Below are 17,586 nucleotides of genomic sequence, written 5' to 3' on the forward strand. Positions count from 1 at the left end.
GCGTCATCACTGATGCACCTGCTTGACGATGGTGGACTGCAGGACGGCGCGCGATTGCTCGTTGCCGCCGAAGCCGACGCTGGTGACGGTGTAGTAGTAGGTCACGAGCCGACCAAAGGAGTTGGCCTGGGTATCCGGCGAGATGGGCTCTTTGCGCGCCTCGATATAGATGCGTGGCTGGGCCACCACGCCGGGGATGGCCACAGCCGTATTACCGCCCGGCGCATTGTCCAGTACGCCGGCGAGATCGGCGTACGCCACGCCTTTATATGCCTCGCCCGCTTCCAGCTGGCTCGGGACTTTGCGCCAGCTGCCGAGCACGCTCTCAAGGCGCTGACAAGCGTGCTCCGCGCCTGCTGCATTGCCCGGGGCTTCGGCATCGGCGACGGAGCAGGAGGTCCAAACGTAGTTCGCGCCGGCGGCCGTTGCCGTGATGGGAAAATCCTGTTGCTCGATATACGTGAGGCCCACCTGAAGCCCTGCTTCCGCCGCCTGCAAAGCGATCGTGTTCTGCCGCATATTGCCGGCGAGCCGCTCCTGCAGGACCGTCGTCTGCTGCCCGCTGATGCCGATCATCGTGACGACCAACAGGATCACGAGTCCGACAATGAGAACCGCACCGCGCTGCTGCCTCGGCGCCTGCTGCCGCGGGCTGCGATGGACGAGGCTCGCGCGGTCAGGCACCGCCCTCACTCCCACAAGGCCCAAGGCGTCGCGGCGCGCAGCGCCACGTCGAAGCGAAAGCGCTGATAGAGACGATCATCGGCCGGGTATGCCGCGCCGAGCCGATCCGTTGCGTCATCGCTCGGCGGCCAATCGGACTGGGTCGGCGCGCTCGGCGTACGGGCAGCGTTCTCTTCTTCGGTGGCCAGCAGCAGCTCCACGGCGGCCGAGCGGACACTGGCCCATTTCGCATCCGTTGCGATCTTCGCTGCGCTCTCGCCGCTGTAGTCGAGCGCGCCATCGGCGTTGGCATCGCCACTATAGGTGAGGCGCATGTCGGCGACATTGGGCACGACGACCTCGCTTCTGCCGCTGCCGCGACCGCGGTCGTACATACAGAGCGCCGGTCGGTAGCCCTCGGGTGCAGCAGCCCCATACTCCGAGGGCCGGCAATTGTCGCGACGGCTGCCGGTTTGCAGGGAGCCGTCTTGCACGCAGCAGACGTAGAACACCCGGTACACCAGCGGGTAGACGACTGCTCGGGGATCGGCAGCTCGCTGATTGTAGGGCGCGGTCCCCTTATAGGCCGCCTCGGCCCGCAGGTGGCTCACAGCGTTCACGTCACCGGCATGGTGGATGGTGGTGGTCGGCCCATTGTCCGGATCACTCACCTCAAAGACATGCGCATACTGACAATTCGAGATCAACGCGAGGTCATCGGCTTCGAGGCCCATTGCCGCCACCAGCTCGATGGGCTCGGTGCCGTCGCTGCCTAGGCCGGCGCTCACGGCCATCCCGTGCGGATCGATACCCCAGGCTACGAGCACATCGCCGCCGACATAGCGGTCGGCGACATTGGCCGCAGCCGCTGCGGGCAGATCACTCAATTTGGCGGCATTGGTGAGATCCTCGCTCTGGTCGTAGCCGAGCGCGCGGTGGATGCTTAGGTAGTCCCTGTTGCCGAGGGTGCAGCCGCCCTCCAGCAAATCGCAGGCCTTCACCGTGAGACTGCCCTGCTCCTGGTGCATGGCAATGCTCTTGCAGTCGGTGGACCGCATTGGGCGCATCTCTTTTGCAAGCAGCATCGAGGCAATACGGCCGTTCTCCTGCAGCCGGGCGAAGGCTTGCTCGCGTGCATAGGTCGCGTTCGTGTTGGCGAGGATTTCCGTCAAGCCCAGCACGACGACAGCGCCAACGGCCAGGGCGACCATCAGCTCCACCAGTGAGACACCGCCGTCGTGACGCGCCGGACTGCGTCTGCGGGATGGGCGACCTCTGCACGCAACGCGCTTCGGGGCGATGCTCATGACGGCACGCGTGCGCAGATCCGCAATTCCAAGGCTTCGATATTTCGGCCCGCGGCGCCACCAGCTTGCACAGCCGTAGCGGCTGCCAGCGCCGGTTGCTCGGCGCGGCTATCGTTCCACCGAATGATAATGGCGCAGTGCCCTGCGCCGCAGGCGGCGCCGGTGCAGTCCAGCGTGGCAAGCGGCTTGTCCGCGGGCTTCTCCAAGGGCGTGCGATTCAATTCTCCGGCCCAGTCTGCAAAGAGCGCATGCCCGTCAGGGGAGTCCGTGTCGATCTTGGTGCCGGCCAGCTCGGCGGGATGGGCGCGCAGACGGTCCGACAAGGCATAGGCAGCCAGCGTCGCATGGGAGCGCAGATAGGCGCTGTGGTTGCTGCGCATGGCCGCCAGCTGCAAGCCAGCAACGCCGAGGGCGCCGATGGCGATGATGAAAAGCGTTACCATCACTTCCACCAGCGAGAAGCCGCGGGCGCGAGCAGTGTGGCGAAGACGCGTCATGCTTGACCTCTATGCGATCCACGCTAGCCTCAGAATTGCAGCCCGGCTCGGCCCGTGGTGTGGATGCGAAGGCCCGCCGTTGCCGGATGCGCCCCCGCCGCTGCGTGCAACGCGGCCTTCGGCTATCGCTCGCAAAGCGCTGCACTGAGCCGGTGCGCCAGGCGCCGTTGTATTTAAGCAAACCGCCTATCTTGGCGTCGGGGTATGCCCGAAGCGTACCGGAGCGTGTGGGAAAGTTGGCAGGTACACCGACGGGCAACCGAAATGGCGCGACCAGCGGGGCCCGGCCGCAGCGAAGCCCGAGCCGGGCCCCGGGGCTCGAAAAGGAACAGCTGATAATACAGGAGGTTAAAGCCTCACTGGGGGAGACGCAGACGGCAGTGCCAAAAACGCCGACGCACGACGGCGGCGGGATGACGCCCCGACGCCGGCCCACACCACCGCTCGCTCGCGCCGCAGGGCTGGCAACGGTGCTGGCCTTGCTGGCGGCGAGTGCCGCCGCCGAGATCTATCGCTATCGGGATGCAAACGGCAGCTGGGTGTTCTCTGACCGTCCGCCGCCGCAGGAGCAGCTGCGCACGCATTCAGGACAGTCGACGGCCCCCGGTGAGCCGCGGGTGCGGGTCCAGCCACTGCCCGAGACTCGCCAGTCAACCCCCCCTCCGCAACCTTCGCAACCTTCGCAGGGCAGGCCGCCCGCCGGCGCCGAAGTAGCCCTGCCAGCAAAGCCGGCGGATCCGCGCCGCCTCGACGCGCGCCTGGCACGGCATTTCGAGCCGGTGACACCGGTGGAGCGCAGCAGCCTGGCGGTGGTCACGGTGCATTCGCAGATCGGCACCGGCTCCGGCTTCTTCGTCACCGACGACGGGCTGCTGCTGACGAACCGCCATGTGGTGCGGCCGCCGCCCGACTGGGCCGCCGAAGAGCGTGCCGCGCTCGCGGCCCTCAAGGAGCAGCTGGACGCTATGGAGCAGCGGCTGTCCCTGCCGCGGGACCGATTCTCTGACCCCGGGGACTATGATCGGGGGAAGCGCATTTTCCGCGAGCGCTCCCGGGACTATCGGCAGGCGAAACGGAAGCTGGAAATGCAGCGCAACGCGGCCCTGATACAGCAAGCGTTCGAGATTCAGCTCAAGGACGGGGAGCGCATGAGCGCGGACTTGGTGGATGTGAGCGAGCAGCATGACCTGGCTCTGCTGCGCGTGTCCGGCTATACCACGCCCTTCATCCGACCGACGCCGAGCACGCGGCTGCATCAGACCCAACGCGTCTACGCCATCGGCAGCCCGCTCGGGATCAAGGACACGGTCACGGCCGGGATCTATACCGGGCGCCGCGAAGACATGCTGGTCACGGACGCACGCATCTTGCCCGGCAGCAGCGGCGGGCCGCTCGTGACCGAAGAAGGCTCCGCCATCGGCATCAATACCTGGAAGGCCACGGCGGAGGCGGACATCAAAGCCCGCGGCTTCGGGCTTGCCATTCCCATCGAGGCCGCCTTCGCCGAATTCCCGGACCTGCGGGCGTGGCGCGAGGTGCAGCACGAGCGGATGTCCGCCCCGCCCTGAGCCGATTACATATCGTGCCTGCCGGCCGGCACAGTGTGGGGGCGCCGGCGTGGCGTGTGTCGCGGCAGACTGCCTGGCGCAGCTGGGCCGGGGGCAGCAGGGCCGGCATTAGCCGGCAGCTCGGCGCCGCGCGATCGATGCCGCATCAGCTCTCCGGATGCGGGTCCTTCAGGGTCACGAGCTCCTCGGCGCTCACCGGGTGGATGGCGACGGTGTCGTCGAGCTGGGCCTTGGTGGCGCCCATCTTCACCGCTACCGCAAAGCCCTGGAGCATCTCGTCGACGCCGTCGCCCACCATATGGATGCCCACCACGCGCTCTTCGTCACCCGCGCAGACCAGCTTCATGGCCGTGCGCGGCCCCTTGTGGCTCAGCGCGTAGCGCATGGGCTGGAACTTGGTCTGGTAGATGGTGATCCGCTCGCCCGACTCGCGCGCATCCCTTTCGGTGAGGCCGACGGCACCCGCGGGCGGATGTGCGAACACCACGGTGGGGATGTTGTCGTAGTCCAGACGGCGATTGGGCTGGTCGTTGAACAGCCGCTCGGCGAGCCGCCGCCCGGCAGCGATGGCCACCGGCGTCAGTGGTGCCCTGCCCGTAATATCGCCGAGGGCGTAGACGCCGGCGACGTTGGTGTTCTGAAAGGTATCCGTCGGCACGACGCCGTTGGGCAGCACGTCGACACCCGCCGCCTCCAGGCTCAGGTGCTCCGTATTCGGCCGTCGGCCAACGGCCCAGAGCACGGTATCGAAGCCGCTCAGGACCTGGTGCTCCTTGCCTATGACCGCGATGCCATCGTCCCGGCGCTCCAGGGCGCCGACGGCAAAAGGCAGGTGCATGTCGATGCCGTCTTGGGTCATGTTGTAGACGACCGTCTCGCTGACGATGGGGTCGAAGGTCTCCAGCACGCGGCTCTCCAGCGCCACCACGGTGACCTCCGAGCCCAGCGCGCGCATCACGCCCGCCAGCTCCACGCCGATATAGCCGCCGCCGACCACGCAGACCCGCTTCGGCTGCTCTTGCAGCTCGAAGAAGCCGTCGGACGTGATGCCGAGCTCGGCCCCCGGCACCGGCGGCACGATGGGCCGACCGCCCGTGGCGATGACGATGTGGTCCGCCGTGTAACGCGTGCCGTCGACCTCCAGGGTATGCGCATCCACGAAGTGCGCCTCGCCCTGGATGTGGGCAATGCCCTCGCCCTCCACATAGCCGTTCCAGAAGTCGAGGATGCCGCCGATGAAGCCCTCGCGCCCGGCCACCAAGGCAGCCCAGTCGATACCTTCGAGCCGGGTCTTGATCCCCATCTCGGGCGCGTGACGGACATCCTCGGCCAGATTGGCGGCGTACCACATGACCTTCTTCGGCACGCAGCCGACATTGACGCAGGTGCCGCCGAGCTTGTGACGCTCGATGACGGCGGCGCGCGCGCCGAAGGCGGCGGCCTTTTCGGCGACGGCGAGACCGCCGCTGCCGCCACCGATGGCAATCAGGTCGAAGTGGGTGTCCATGGCCTGTCTCCGGAGCTGTAATGCGCGCGCCGGAAGCGAAGCGTCGCGCGCGGGAAGTGGGATTGGAATACCTGCATATTGAAGCTGTGCCGCCAACCCTGCGGCAATGCGTTGCCGCAAAGGTGCGTGCGGCGGGCGGTGCCGTCTGCTGAGCGCTTGGTTACGTCGACACGGCCGCGGCGCCGGCACCGCCCTGTGCCGACACGATCAGGGGCGGGCAGACCTGGGGCTGCCCGCGGCGGCCCCCGCGGCACCAGCCGCGGGCGACACGCTGCTGCTGCCAGCGCCTTAGCGGCTGGCCATCCACTTCTCGAGATCGTCGGAGCCGCCGACCTTCTGACCGTTGACGAACACCTGGGGCACGCTGGTGGCGCCGGCGACGGCGCGCAGCGTCTCCTCGGTGTAGTCCTTGTTCAGCACCAGCTCCTCGAACTGCATGCCCGCGTCGTTCAGCATGGTCTTGGCCTTGGCGCAGAAGGGGCAGCCCGGGCGGGTGAAGACGGTAATGTCCGCCGGCTTGTTGGCGCTCGGCGCAACATAGGCGAACATGGTGTCGGCGTCGGAGACGTGGAAGGGATCGCCCGGCTCCTCCGGCTCGATGAACATCTTGTCGATGACGCCGTCCTTCACCAGCATAGAGTAGCGCCAGGAGCGCTTGCCGAAGCCCAGATCGTCCTTGTCCACCAGCAAGCCCATGCCCTCGGTGAACTCGCCGTTGCCGTCGGGGATGAAGGTGAGGTTATCGGCGTTCTCGTCTTCTTTCCACGCGTTCATGACGAAGGCGTCGTTGACGGACATGCAGATGATGTCATCCACGCCGTTGGCCTTGAAGGCCGGCGCCAGCTGGTTGAACCGCGGCACGTGGGTCGAGGAGCAGGTCGGCGTAAAGGCGCCGGGCAGGGAGAAGACGATGACCGTTTTGCCCTTGAACAGCTCGTCGGTGGTGATGTCCACCCAGTCCGAGCCCTGACGGGTGCGGAAGGTGACCTGTGGGACGGTTTGACCGGTGCGATCTTGCAGCATGGTGTGTGACTCCGGGTTGGGAAAATTGGCGATCGTCGTGCGGGCTTCGCCGCGCCGACCAGCACATGATGCGGGCTGCGCCCCAGTGTGCAAAATGGGATCTTCAGATAGGGTCGATTGGATAGGCCGATGGATAAAGGGCCTTCCCATCGTCCGCGACAATAATACCGGCCAAAACAAAGCGCGCCGCACGGGAGACCGCGCCGGCGCGCTGTATACAGAGGCGCAGCCGCGAGCGGTAGCCCGCGGCGTCCCGCCGTCAGTTGGGCATGATGACGCGGTCGATGACGTGGATGACGCCGTTACTCGCAGCGATGTCGGTCTTCACGACTTTGGCGCCGTCGACCTTGACGCCGTCGGTCGTGTCGATGGCGATGCTGCCGCCCTGCACCGTCTCGGCGCTGTCCAGATTCACCACGTCGGCGGCCATCACCTTGCCCGGGACCACATGATAGGTCAGCACCGCCGTGAGCGCTTCCTTGTCCGCTAGCAGGGCCTCGAGCTGGTCCTCCGGGATTTTGGCGAAGGCCTCGTCCGTGGGTGCGAACACCGTGAAGGGCCCGTCACCCTTCAGGGTGTCCACCAGTCCGGCGGCTTGCACGGCTTGCACTAAAGTGTCGAAGCTGCCGGCGCCGACAGCGACGTCGACGATATCTCCGGCGGGCACATCGCCAGCGGTGGACGCCTGCACCGGCCGCGCCGGCTGCACACCCCAGTACACGGTCGGATGCAGCATGGGTGCGCCGCGGGCGGGCATACGCTGCGCCCCAGCCGGTATGCCCGGCAGCGGGCTGTGGGCGTGGCCGTAGGACATCGATGCCTGCCCAAGGGGCTGATATGTTTTGACCTGTCAATGATTGGCGCTGAGTTGCGTTAGACGACCTCTTCTTTCTTTGTTTGAAACAGTTTGTTGCAGGGCCTGTGGGTATGTGGGCGAGAGGCCCGAGAGTGTGGGCAACCTGTGGGCCGCGCCGACGTGTCGGCGCGGTCCATAGGTTGCCCACACGGCTTTAGCTCGGGCCGGTCCGCAGGGATGCGGACTCGTCCACATATCCACAGGCCGACGACGGCGTTGCGGCAAACACATTGGCTCAGGACACCCGGCGGCAGATTGCGACGGTGGATCATGCTGATATGCGTGGATTGGGTACCACCGGACTTCACTGCGTCGCGGAGCTGGCCTTTCTCTAAGAGCAGGGATCGACGTGCGGGATGCCCGTTGAGGGATTCTCCCGTACGCCGCCGATATAGCCCCAACAAGGGTTCTCCACACCGGCCGCGGATGCCCTGAGTCAATGTGTCTGTGCGCTGTTTCATCGCCCAATCAGGCGGGTTTCACCACCGCCGCGAGGGGATGGTCCATGGCCGCCCATCAGGCGCTCGTCGCGGGCGTTTGCGCCGGCGTGAGCCGCGGCATCTCTTGGCGCACGATGTCCCAGAGGAACCCGGCCAGCTCACGGGCGATGGCCACGCACACCAGCTTGGTGTTCTTGCCGGCCCGTGTCAGGGTGCGATAGCGCCCGCATAGGCGCACCTGCGCCTTCCAAGCGATCTGCTTGGCCGCGGGCGAGGCATTGCTGGCCTTGGCCTTGAGATGCTTGGTCTGGCGTGCCGGGAAGCGGTAGCTCCAAGCCGATTCGATGAGCATGCGCCGGGCGTGGCTGTTGCCGGTGAGCGTGATCGCCCCTTGGCGCCGGCGCCCGCCGGAGGAGTGCTCGCTCGGCACTAGTCCGAGGAAGGCCATCAGCTGCCTGGGCGAGTCGAAGCGGCTGATGTCGCCGAGCTCGGCCAGCAGCACGATGGCGGCGAGCTTGTCGATGCCGCGCAGCGCCACCAGAGAGTCGACCACCGGCGCCAGCGACCACTCGGGCAGCGCGCGCATGAGCTGATCGTTAAGCTGGGCCACCCGCTCGCCGGCGGCGCGCTCGGCGTCGATGTAGGTCTGCAGCACCACCTGCTGCCAGGGATCGTCCAGCTTCAATGCCGCCAGCCAGTTCTCGTGTGCCGGCGTCCAGCGGCTCTTGCCCTTCGGCCAATGCTGGCCGTGACGCAGCAGGAAGGCGTTGAGCTGCTGGCGCGCCTTGCGCTCCTGCGCCTTGAGATCGTCACGCGCGCGGCTGAGATCGCGCATGCGCTCTTGCTCTTGGTCGGGGACCCACACCCCCGTCAGATCCCCGCTGCGCAGCAGACGCGCAAGCTTGAGCGCATCGCGCCGGTCGGTCTTGATGCGCTCGCCCGCTTTCTTCGGTATCTGTGAGGGCGCGACCACCTGGCAGTCGTGGCCGCTGGCGATGAGCTGGCGGTAGAGCCCGTAGCCGCACGGCCCGGCCTCGTAGCAAAACAGCAGCAGTCCACCGTCATACGCTTCGCTCAGCTTGGCGATGAGCCGCTCGACCTTCTTCGGCGTGTTGGCAATCTCCCCGCGGTAGATCGGCTCGCCGCGCCCGGGCTCGGCCACCGCCACGGCAATCGTCTCTTTGTGCACGTCCAGACCGATGTAGGCCGCGTACTGCTTCGCCGCCCCTTGCCCGCTCGCCGCCGACAACGCCACCTGCGACGATGCCGTCTCAATCTTGCCTGCTGCTACGTTACACTCTTGCATGACCTGCCCCCCTCAAGGTGGCTCTGTGTCGATGGATGTCCGTCCTCAACATAACCCACGGACGTTGAGGACGGGCAGGTCAAAACATCATGTCTGAGCGGCCTGGGCCTGCATCCGGGCGCAACCATCACCGGCGAGCGCATCACCGATGGCAGATGCATTGAGGCCGAGCGCGAGCAGACAAGCGGTGGCGAGCGTGGAGTGACGCAGCGACATGGAGAGCCTCCGTTGGGCAATCGGGTCATCACGGCGGAGAATACCGCCTACATTGACAAATTCTGTTCACTGCTGCCGAAAACAACGTCCAAAACCTCGACACGCCCATAGATTCTACCCGCGGGCTTGTGCGGCATTGCCGTGCTGCCGCAGCCCTGTGGTCTGAGCCCCTTTCGTGCTCTTCGTGGCTCGAATCCGGATCTAGGCTGAAGCGCCAGCACGGCCGCCCGGCGCACGGCCCGCTTCCCCCACACACAAAAAAGCCCCAGCGACAACATCGCTGGGGCTTGAGACGCGTCGACCTTGCGGCCGCGTTAGCGCCGAGGAGGGCGACGGGAGCCAGCCCTCCGACGGCGCAGGTCGATCGCGCGCCGCGCGTCGGCCCGGTTTCGGCTGCTGTTAGGCCAGCGGGCGCGCAGGCATCTCGATGAGGGCGGTGTCGCCGTCCTTCTTCTTACCGCCGCAGCTCTTGCCGTCACCGGCGACGGCGCCGCCGACGGACAGCATCAGGCCAAACAGCAGGGCGGTGGCGAAGGTGAGGGTGGTCTTGGTCATGGTCTAGCACCTTTGAGTTTGATCGGACCGGCCCAATGAATGCGGCCCGATGTATGGATCTGGACAAACGTTGGACGATCGGTCGTCGCCGACACGCTGGACATTACACCCGTCGCCGCCAATTACAAGACCACAAACCTTGGGGACTTAGCCGGCTTAGGCGCTGGAGCGAGCGCGCTCAGGCGACGCCACCCCGACACTGCGGTATCCGGCCGCCGCTTCAGGTGATCACGTCCGGCTCGCGGCGCCCGGTGCGCGCCTCGATCTGTGCGAGCTCCCGCGCCGTGACGATGAGCGGCGCCAGCGCTTCCTGCACCGGCTGGTCGTGCAGCGCCGGGTCGGGCTCGTAGCGCTCGATGTAAACCCGCAGGGTCGCCCCCTGGGTGCCGGTGCCGGAGAGCCGGAAGACGATGCGCGAGCCGCCCGCGAAGCCCACCCGAATGCCTTGATGGGCGGCGGTGCTGCCGTCGATGGGGTCGGTGTAGCTGAAGTCGTCGGCGTACTCCACCGTCAGCGCGCCCAGGCGCTTGCCGGGCAGATCCGGCAGCAGGATGCGCAGGTGGTCCATGAGCTCGCCGGCGGCGGCGGCGTCCACCCCTTCGTAGTCGTGGCGGGTATAGAAGTTGCGCCCGAAGCGCCGCCAATGCTCGCGCACGATCTCGGCTACGGAGTGGCGCTTGACCGCCAGCAGGTTCAGCCAGAATAGCACCGCCCAGAGCCCGTCCTTCTCGCGCACGTGGGCGGAGCCGGTGCCGAAGCTCTCTTCGCCGCAGAGCGTGATGCGCCCGGCATCCAGCAGGTTGCCGAAGAACTTCCAGCCCGTGGGCGTCTCGAAGCACTCCACCCCCAGCTCTTCGGCCACCCGGTCCGCCGCCTGGCTGGTGGGCATGGAGCGCGCCACGCCGGCGATGCCCTGCTTGTAGCCGGGCGCGAGATGGGCGTTGGCCGCGAGCACCGCGAGGCTGTCGCTGGGCGTGACGAAGAAGCCCTGACCGAGGATCATGTTGCGATCACCGTCGCCGTCGGAGGCGGCCCCGAAGTCGAGCCCCGCGGCGCCCTGGGTCAGGGCCACCAGGTCGTGCGCGTGCAGCAGATTCGGGTCCGGATGGCCGCCGCCGAAGTCCTCCAATGGCTTGCCGTTCATCACCGTGCCGGGCTCCGCGCCCAGGCGGTTCTCCAGGATCTCCACCGCATAGGGACCGGTGACGGCGTGCATGGCATCGAAGCACATGCGAAAACCCCCGGAGTTGAAGAGCTGGTGGATGGCGTTGAAGTCGAACAGCTCCTCCATCAGGGCCGCATAGTCCGCCACGGGGTCCAGCACCTGCACCTGCATATTGTCGAGCGCCTGCTCGCCCACCGCATCCAGGTCCACGGCACCGGCGTCGCTGATCAGATAGCGGTCGATACTGGCGGTGCGCTCGAAGATGGCGTTGGTGACCGACTCCGGTGCCGGCCCGCCGGCGTCGATGTTGAACTTGATGCCGAAGTCCTCGTCCGGCCCGCCCGGGTTGTGGCTCGCGGACAGGATGATGCCGCCCTGCGCCTGATACTTGCGGATAATGCAGGACGCCGCCGGCGTGGATAGGATGCCGCCTTGGCCCACCAGCGCCCGCGCGACGCCGTTGGCGGCGGCCATGCGCAGGATGGTCTGGATGGCCTCGCGATTGTAGAAGCGCCCGTCGCCGCCGAGCACCAGCGTGCCGCCGGCGAGGCCGCGCTGGGTATCGAAAATGGCCTGGACGAAGTTCTCCAGATAATGTGGCTGCTGGAAGGTCTTGACCTTCTTGCGCAGGCCGGACGTGCCGGGCTTCTGCCCGTCGAACGGCGTGGTGCTGACTTGCGTGGCTGCCATCCCCGATTCCCCTTGATTTCGCGCAGGTATGCCTACATGGACTGCGGCGCTTGGAGCGCCGTCGCAGCTGCGATTCTACGGCATCAGCCCGCAGTGACGCCCGGCGCGCCACCCCCATTCGACAGCAACCAGACACCGAAGAGACCCATGACCGTCGAAGCCCACAAGGAAACCCTAGAATTCAAGGCCGAGGTGAGCCAGGTCCTGGACCTGGTCATCAGCTCGCTCTACTCCAACAAGGAGATCTTCCTGCGGGAGCTGATCTCCAACGCCTCCGACGCCGCCGAAAAGCTGCGCTTCGAGTCGCTGACCGACGAGCAGCTGCTCGAAGACGACCCGAGCCTGCGCGTGCGGGTGCTGGTGGACACCGACGCCGGCACCATCACCGTCTCCGACAACGGCATCGGCATCAACCGCCAGGAGATGATCGACACCATCGGCAGTATCGCCAGCTCCGGCACCCGTCAGTTCGCGGAAGCCCTGCGCGCCGCACAGGGCGCCGCCGAGCAAGGCGACGCCGATAAAGGCGAAGCCGCCGGCGAGGAGCTGATCGGCCAGTTCGGCGTCGGCTTCTACTCCAGCTTCATCGTCGCCGACAAGGTCACCGTCATCTCCCGCCGCGCGGGCCTGACGTCGGAGCACGGCGTGCGCTGGCAGTCCGACGGCCGCGGCAGCTACACGCTGGAGACCGTCGAGAAGCCCGGCCGCGGCACCGACGTCATCCTGCACCTGAAGGAGGACGAGCAGGAGTTCCTGGAGCCCTGGCGGCTTCGCACCATCATCGGCAAGTTCTCCGACCACATCGCCATGCCGGTGGAGATGGAGAAGGAAGACTTCGAGACGGACACCGACAAGGAGGGCGAAGACCAGGAGAAGGAAGCCAAGGCGCCGGAATTCGAGCAGGTCAACAAAGGCACGGCGCTGTGGATGCGCAACAAGGCCGACATCTCAGAGGATGAGTACAAGGCCTTCTACAAGCATATCTCCCACGACTTCGACGAGCCGCTGGCCTGGGCGCACAACCGGGTCGAGGGCACCAACGAGTACACCGCGCTGCTCTATCTGCCCAAGCGCGCCCCCTGGGACCTCTGGGATCGCGACCAAAAGCACGGTGTGAAGCTCTACGTGAAGCGCGTGTTCATCATGGACGAGGCGGACAAGTTGATGCCGCACTGGCTGCGGTTCGTCAAGGGCGTGGTGGACTCCGACGACCTGCCGCTCAACGTCTCCCGCGAGATCCTGCAGCACAACCGCAAAATCGACACCATCCGCGGCGCCAACGTCAAGCGCGTGCTCTCGCTGCTGGAGTCCATGGCCCGCGACGAGCCCGAGAAGTACCAGACCTTCTGGGACGAGTTCGGCCGTGTACTGAAAGAGGGCCCGGCGGAGGACTTCCAGAACCGCGAGCGCATCGGCGGGCTGCTGCGCTTCGCCACCACGGCGTCGGAGGGCAGCGCGCAGACGGTGTCGCTGGACACCTACATCGAGCGCATGAAGGACGGCCAGAAGGACATCTACTACATCACCGCGGATAGCCACGCCGCCGCCGCCCACAGCCCGCATCTGGAGGTGTTCAAAAAGAAGGGCGTCGAGGTTCTGCTGCTCTCCGACCGGGTGGACGAATGGCTGGTCTCGCACCTGCACGAGTACCAGGGCAAGCACCTGCAGTCCGTCACCAAGGGCAAGCTGGATCTCGGCGAGCTGGCTGATCAGGAAGACAAGGACAAGACCGAGCAGGCCGAGAAGGAGCACGAAGACCTGCTGAAGCGCCTCAAGGACTCCCTCGGCGAGCAGGTCAGCGAGGTCCGTGCCTCCACCCGCCTGGTGGACTCCCCCGCCTGCATCGTCGTCGGCGAGCACGACATGAGCGCCAACCTCGCCCGCGTGCTCAAAGCCGTCGGCCAGGACGCCCCGGACATGAAGCCGACCCTGGAGGTGAACCTGGACCACCCGCTGGTGAAGCGCCTGGAGGCCGAGTCGGACCAGACCAAGTTCAATGACCTCGGCATGATCCTGTTCGACCAGGCCCAGCTCGCCGAGGGCGGCCAGCTGGACGACCCCGCCGCCTTCGTCGGCCGCCTCAACAAGCTCATGATGAGCATGTTCATGCGCGGGGGCTGACGGAGCGCCGCGCGTCCTGCTCAACCAGCGCGCCTTGTGTCAGGCGCGCGCGGCCGCCCCCTGGAAAGGAGCTACGAAGCACGCAAAAAGCGCGAAAGGGCCTGATCTGGCCACAAAGCCGCCATTTTTCGCGTGTTTCTGGGCCGCGAGGGCTGCCGGCACCAGGCGGGCGCCCATGGCGTCCTGGAGCTTGGTGAAGCGAAACAGGAGCTGGTCCGGCAACCGCAGCTTGTCTGCGTCGGCATCCAGCTCGGCCAAGTGAGCGGCCGGCGCCGTCTGCCAGTCGCCCAAGGCCTGCTCCAGCACGGCCAGGTGCCGGCCTCCTTCCCAAATGGCGGTCACGAGCGGGTCGACTTGCGTCATGGCGCCACCTGCACAAGCAGCTGTCCATTACGGCGTGCCGCCTTTTCCACCGGGCGCATGTCCGGTTCGCACGCCGGCACCAGCAGCACATCGATGCGCCGCTCGCCCATCAGCCGGTACAAGCGCGCGACGAAGCGGGTGCGCTACGCCACTTCCTCGATGCCCGCTACTCGGCCATCTGCGGCTATACCGAGGCCGACCTGGAGACGGTCTTCGCCCCGTAGCTGCACGGACTCGACCGCGCCGAGGTCCGCGACTGGTACAACAGCTACAACTGGACCGACGAGGCGGCCTACAACCCTTCGACGCGCTGTTGCTGTTCGAAGCCCGCCAGTTCCGCCCCTGGTGGCTCGAGACCGCGACGCCGACCTTTCTGGTGGATCTGCTGCTCGCGCGCAAGGTCTTGGCGCCCAAGCTCAGACCTATGGGGCTTGCGGAAGCGGGAGGCAGGGACTACGATCTGGTCAAGCTGACCAGACCCTCGTTCCTGACCATGAGCGAACCCCCATCCCAAATTGCCGAGCCCCGCGGCCCCTGGAAGCTCCAGGACGCCAAGGCCCGCTTCAGCGAGCTCGTCCGGCTCGCCGGCGAGGCCGGCCCCCAGCATGTCACCGTCAACGGCAAGGAGAAGGCCGTGGTCCTGTCCGCGGAGGACTACCGGCGCCTGCGCGGCGAGCCCATGGGCGACGCCCTGATCCGGCTGCTCGCCGAGGCCGACCTCGACGAGGTCGAATTCGAGCACGCCAAGAGCCGTGGCCCAGTGCGCGATATCGCGCTGTGAGCGGCTGGCTGCTGGACACCAACATCCTGTCCGAGCTGCGGCGCAAACAGCCGGCGCCCGCGGTGATCGACTTCGTCGCCGCCCAGCCGCTGCACCAACTTCACGTCAGCACCGTCACCTTCGCCGAGATCCGCTACGGCATCGAGCTGCTCGACGACGCCGAGCGCCGCGCCGCTCTGACCCATTGGCTCGACCATCGCCTGCGGCCCATGTTCCAAGGCCGCATCCTGCCCCTGTGCGAAGACACCCTGCTGCAATGGCGGCTCATCATCGAGTCCGGGCGCAGGCGCCGCCACACCTTCAGCCATCCGGACGTGCTGATCGCGGCGAGCGCGGCGCACCACGGGGTCACCGTGGTCACCAGAGACACGGCCGACTTCGAGGCGGCGGGAGTTCCCGTCTGCAACCCCTGGCGACAGTCCGCCTCCTAGCAGGCCGGTCGGTTTGTTGACGCGGGCACCCGTTGGTTGGCCAGAACGGCGGATCATCGGCGTCGCGCTCGAGGCTGTCGGCCGTATCAGCGCCTGCCACCTTGGCGCTGTCGCGGCTGCTCGCGGGCGGATTGCGCGATGACCTGGTCAGGTGGTGCTGATCACGCCGGTGCAGTCGACTTGCCTTCGCTAGTCGTCTGCTCGCGACATCTGTGCACCCCAACCGTCCCCACCGCCGGCGGTGGGTGGCACGCGGCGCCGAACATGCCAGAATGCGGGCTGATCCCGGACAGCCGGCACCCACCCGCGACGCTGCTCTTGCGCCGGAGGACAGGAGACCAATGAGCCTCATCGACCAACTCATCATCTTCGACACCACCCTGCGCGACGGCGAGCAGAGCCCGGGCGCGTCCATGACCAAGGACGAGAAGCTGCGCATCGCCCGGGCGCTGGAGAAGCTGCGGGTGGATGTCATCGAGGCCGGCTTTCCGGTTGCCAGCCCCGACGACTTCGAGGCCGTCAAGACCATCGCCGAGAGCATTCGGGACAGCACCGTCTGCGGCCTGGCGCGGGCCCTGGACAAGGACATCGACCGTGCCGGCGAGGCCCTGGCGGGCGCCGCGCGCGGGCGCATCCACACCTTCATCGCCACCAGCCCCATCCATATGGAGAAGAAGCTGCGGATGACGCCGGACCAGGTGGTGGAGCAGGCGGTGCGCGCGGTTCAGCGGGCGCGGCAGTATTGCGACGACGTGGAGTTCTCGCCCGAGGACGCCGGGCGCTCGGACATCGACTTCCTGTGCCGGGTGCTGGAGGCGGTCATCGACGCCGGCGCCGGCACCCTGAACATCCCGGATACCGTCGGCTATGCCATGCCGCAGCAGTTCGGCAGCCTCATCGCCCAGCTGCGCGAGCGCATCCCGAATGCAGACAAGGCCGTGTTCTCGGTGCACTGCCACAACGACCTAGGCCTGGCGGTGGCCAACTCGCTCGCCGCGGTGCAGGCCGGCGCCCGCCAGGTGGAGTGCACCATCAACGGCCTCGGCGAGCGCGCCGGCAACGCCGCGCTGGAAGAGATCGTCATGGGCGTGCGCACCCGCCAGGACCTCTTCGGCTGCGACACCCGGCTGGAGACCACCCAGATCATGAACTGCTCGCGGCTGGTGGCCGGCATCACCGGCTTCCCGGTGCAGCCCAACAAGGCCGTGGTCGGCGCCAATGCGTTTGCGCACGAATCCGGCATCCACCAGGACGGCGTGCTCAAGCACCGCGAGACCTACGAAATCATGCGCGCCCAGGACGTGGGCTGGAGCCAGAACCGCATGGTGCTCGGCAAGCACTCCGGCCGCAACGCCTTCCGCGTGCGGCTTGCGGAGCTCGGCATCGCCTTCGACACCGAAGAGGAGCTCAACGCCGCCTTCAGCCGCTTCAAGGACCTCGCGGACAAGAAGCACGAGATCTTCGACGAAGACCTCCAGGCCCTGGTGACCATCGCCACCCAGGACGCCGCCAACGAGCGCATCAAGCTCCTGTCCATGCGCGTGTGCTCCGAGACCGGCGAGACGCCGGCGGCCGAGGTGGTGCTGAGCGTCGACGGCGCCGAGCGTCGCGGCAGCGCCACCGGCGGCGGCCCGGTGGACGCCACCTTCCGCGCCATCGAGTCCATCGTCGCCTCCGGCACCACCTTGAAGCTCTACTCGGTGAATGCCATCACCAGCGGCACCGATGCCCAGGGCGAGGTGACGGTGCGCCTGGAGCAGGGCGGACACATCGTCAATGGCGCCGGCGCCGACACCGACATCGTCATCGCCTCCGCCAAGGCCTATCTCAACGCCATCAACAAGATCAGCCAGCCGCGCGAGCGCGCGCATCCGCAGATCGGCGACGTTTGAGGAAAGTTTGAAGGGTGAAGTTTGAAGGGTGAAAAGGCGAAGATCGGGCTGCCGGGAGAAGGTCTCAGGTGATTTCCGCTTTGGAATATACCGATATGTGAGATACTTCGCGCAGTTTCTCAGATATCGATCCAAAGCCCATGATTCCGGATTCCAGCAGCATCCCGGTCAGCAACCTGAGTGCCGAGCACATCGAAGATATCAA

16 protein-coding genes and 1 pseudogene are annotated in these 17,586 nt (G+C 66.7%); 6 read left to right on the forward strand and 11 right to left on the reverse strand.

The features are described 5' to 3' along the window. Nucleotides 1-6 precede the first annotated feature (6 nt). From CKO31_RS12405 to pilV, 3 genes are read right to left on the reverse strand one after another with little or no spacing between them, the layout of a single operon-like run. Nucleotides 7-684 carry a pilus assembly PilX family protein gene (locus CKO31_RS12405; RefSeq protein ID WP_200237777.1) on the reverse strand — a complete coding sequence of 226 codons (678 nt, stop codon included), beginning with the start codon at nt 682-684 and terminating at the stop codon, nt 7-9. Between the two features lie 5 nt (nt 685-689). Then, a complete protein-coding gene (locus CKO31_RS12410; protein ID WP_369075130.1) occupies nt 690-1,970 on the reverse strand; it encodes a PilW family protein in 1,281 nt (426 codons plus the stop codon). Further along, nucleotides 1,967-2,467, reverse strand: a complete 501-nt coding sequence (pilV, locus tag CKO31_RS12415) for a type IV pilus modification protein PilV (protein WP_200237782.1) — start codon at nt 2,465-2,467, stop codon at nt 1,967-1,969. The genes CKO31_RS12410 and pilV overlap by 4 nt, the downstream gene beginning before the upstream one ends. A 413-nt stretch (nt 2,468-2,880) precedes the next feature. On the opposite strand from pilV, the gene CKO31_RS12420 reads away from it, so the two are divergent. Next, nucleotides 2,881-4,035, forward strand: a complete 1,155-nt coding sequence (locus tag CKO31_RS12420; RefSeq protein ID WP_200237783.1) for a trypsin-like peptidase domain-containing protein — start codon at nt 2,881-2,883, stop codon at nt 4,033-4,035. A gap of 145 nt (nt 4,036-4,180) precedes the next feature. Here CKO31_RS12420 and gorA read toward each other — a convergent pair whose 3' ends face one another. The 7 genes from gorA to CKO31_RS12450 all read right to left on the reverse strand — a co-directional run bounded on the left by gorA (nt 4,181) and on the right by CKO31_RS12450 (nt 11,793). After that, a complete protein-coding gene (gorA, locus tag CKO31_RS12425) occupies nt 4,181-5,542 on the reverse strand; it encodes a glutathione-disulfide reductase (RefSeq protein ID WP_200237786.1) in 1,362 nt (453 codons plus the stop codon). A 288-nt stretch (nt 5,543-5,830) separates the two neighbouring features. Then, complete coding sequence (locus CKO31_RS12430) at nt 5,831-6,565, reverse strand: glutathione peroxidase (RefSeq protein ID WP_200237788.1); 735 nt, start codon at nt 6,563-6,565, stop codon at nt 5,831-5,833. Nucleotides 6,566-6,824: 259 nt separating this feature from the next. Beyond that, entirely contained in the window at nt 6,825-7,379 is a 555-nt protein-coding gene (locus tag CKO31_RS12435) for a fasciclin domain-containing protein (RefSeq protein ID WP_242475329.1), read from the reverse strand. Between the two features lie 558 nt (nt 7,380-7,937). After that, nucleotides 7,938-9,167: an IS110 family RNA-guided transposase gene (locus CKO31_RS12440; protein ID WP_242475330.1), complete on the reverse strand. Its 1,230-nt coding sequence runs from the start codon at nt 9,165-9,167 to the stop codon at nt 7,938-7,940. Between the two features lie 87 nt (nt 9,168-9,254). Continuing rightward, nucleotides 9,255-9,383, reverse strand: coding sequence for a hypothetical protein (locus tag CKO31_RS27235; RefSeq protein ID WP_274607745.1), 129 nt, complete (start codon nt 9,381-9,383; stop codon nt 9,255-9,257). A 399-nt stretch (nt 9,384-9,782) separates the two neighbouring features. Next, complete coding sequence (locus tag CKO31_RS12445) at nt 9,783-9,938, reverse strand: hypothetical protein (RefSeq protein WP_200237790.1); 156 nt, start codon at nt 9,936-9,938, stop codon at nt 9,783-9,785. Between the two features lie 220 nt (nt 9,939-10,158). Then, nucleotides 10,159-11,793 carry an alpha-D-glucose phosphate-specific phosphoglucomutase gene (locus tag CKO31_RS12450; protein WP_200237793.1) on the reverse strand — a complete coding sequence of 545 codons (1,635 nt, stop codon included), beginning with the start codon at nt 11,791-11,793 and terminating at the stop codon, nt 10,159-10,161. Between the two features lie 147 nt (nt 11,794-11,940). Between CKO31_RS12450 and htpG the strand changes: the two genes are divergently transcribed. After that, the gene (gene htpG / locus CKO31_RS12455; RefSeq protein WP_200237795.1) at nt 11,941-13,914 is read left to right on the forward strand and encodes a molecular chaperone HtpG; all 1,974 of its coding nucleotides are present in this window, start codon (nt 11,941-11,943) and stop codon (nt 13,912-13,914) included. A gap of 39 nt (nt 13,915-13,953) precedes the next feature. Here the strand turns inward: htpG and CKO31_RS12460 are convergent, their stop codons facing one another. Next, entirely contained in the window at nt 13,954-14,277 is a 324-nt protein-coding gene (locus tag CKO31_RS12460) for a hypothetical protein (RefSeq protein WP_200237798.1), read from the reverse strand. A gap of 155 nt (nt 14,278-14,432) precedes the next feature. On the opposite strand from CKO31_RS12460, the pseudogene CKO31_RS12465 reads away from it, so the two are divergent. From CKO31_RS12465 to CKO31_RS12480, 4 genes and pseudogenes are all read left to right on the forward strand, one after another. Next, nucleotides 14,433-14,675, forward strand: a pseudogene (locus CKO31_RS12465) (hypothetical protein); the annotation flags it as partial. A 95-nt stretch (nt 14,676-14,770) separates the two neighbouring features. Further along, the gene (locus CKO31_RS12470) at nt 14,771-15,058 is read left to right on the forward strand and encodes a type II toxin-antitoxin system Phd/YefM family antitoxin (RefSeq protein ID WP_200237828.1); all 288 of its coding nucleotides are present in this window, start codon (nt 14,771-14,773) and stop codon (nt 15,056-15,058) included. Further along, entirely contained in the window at nt 15,055-15,489 is a 435-nt protein-coding gene (locus tag CKO31_RS12475) for a type II toxin-antitoxin system VapC family toxin (RefSeq protein WP_200237800.1), read from the forward strand. The genes CKO31_RS12470 and CKO31_RS12475 overlap by 4 nt, the downstream gene beginning before the upstream one ends. Nucleotides 15,490-15,830: 341 nt before the next feature. After that, nucleotides 15,831-17,381 (forward strand): 2-isopropylmalate synthase, encoded by a 1,551-nt coding sequence (locus tag CKO31_RS12480; RefSeq protein WP_200237802.1) that lies wholly within the window; start codon nt 15,831-15,833, stop codon nt 17,379-17,381. Nucleotides 17,382-17,586 lie beyond the last annotated feature (205 nt).

This window comes from Thiohalocapsa halophila (genome assembly GCF_016583825.1).
Taxonomy (GTDB): domain Bacteria; phylum Pseudomonadota; class Gammaproteobacteria; order Chromatiales; family Chromatiaceae; genus Thiohalocapsa; species Thiohalocapsa halophila.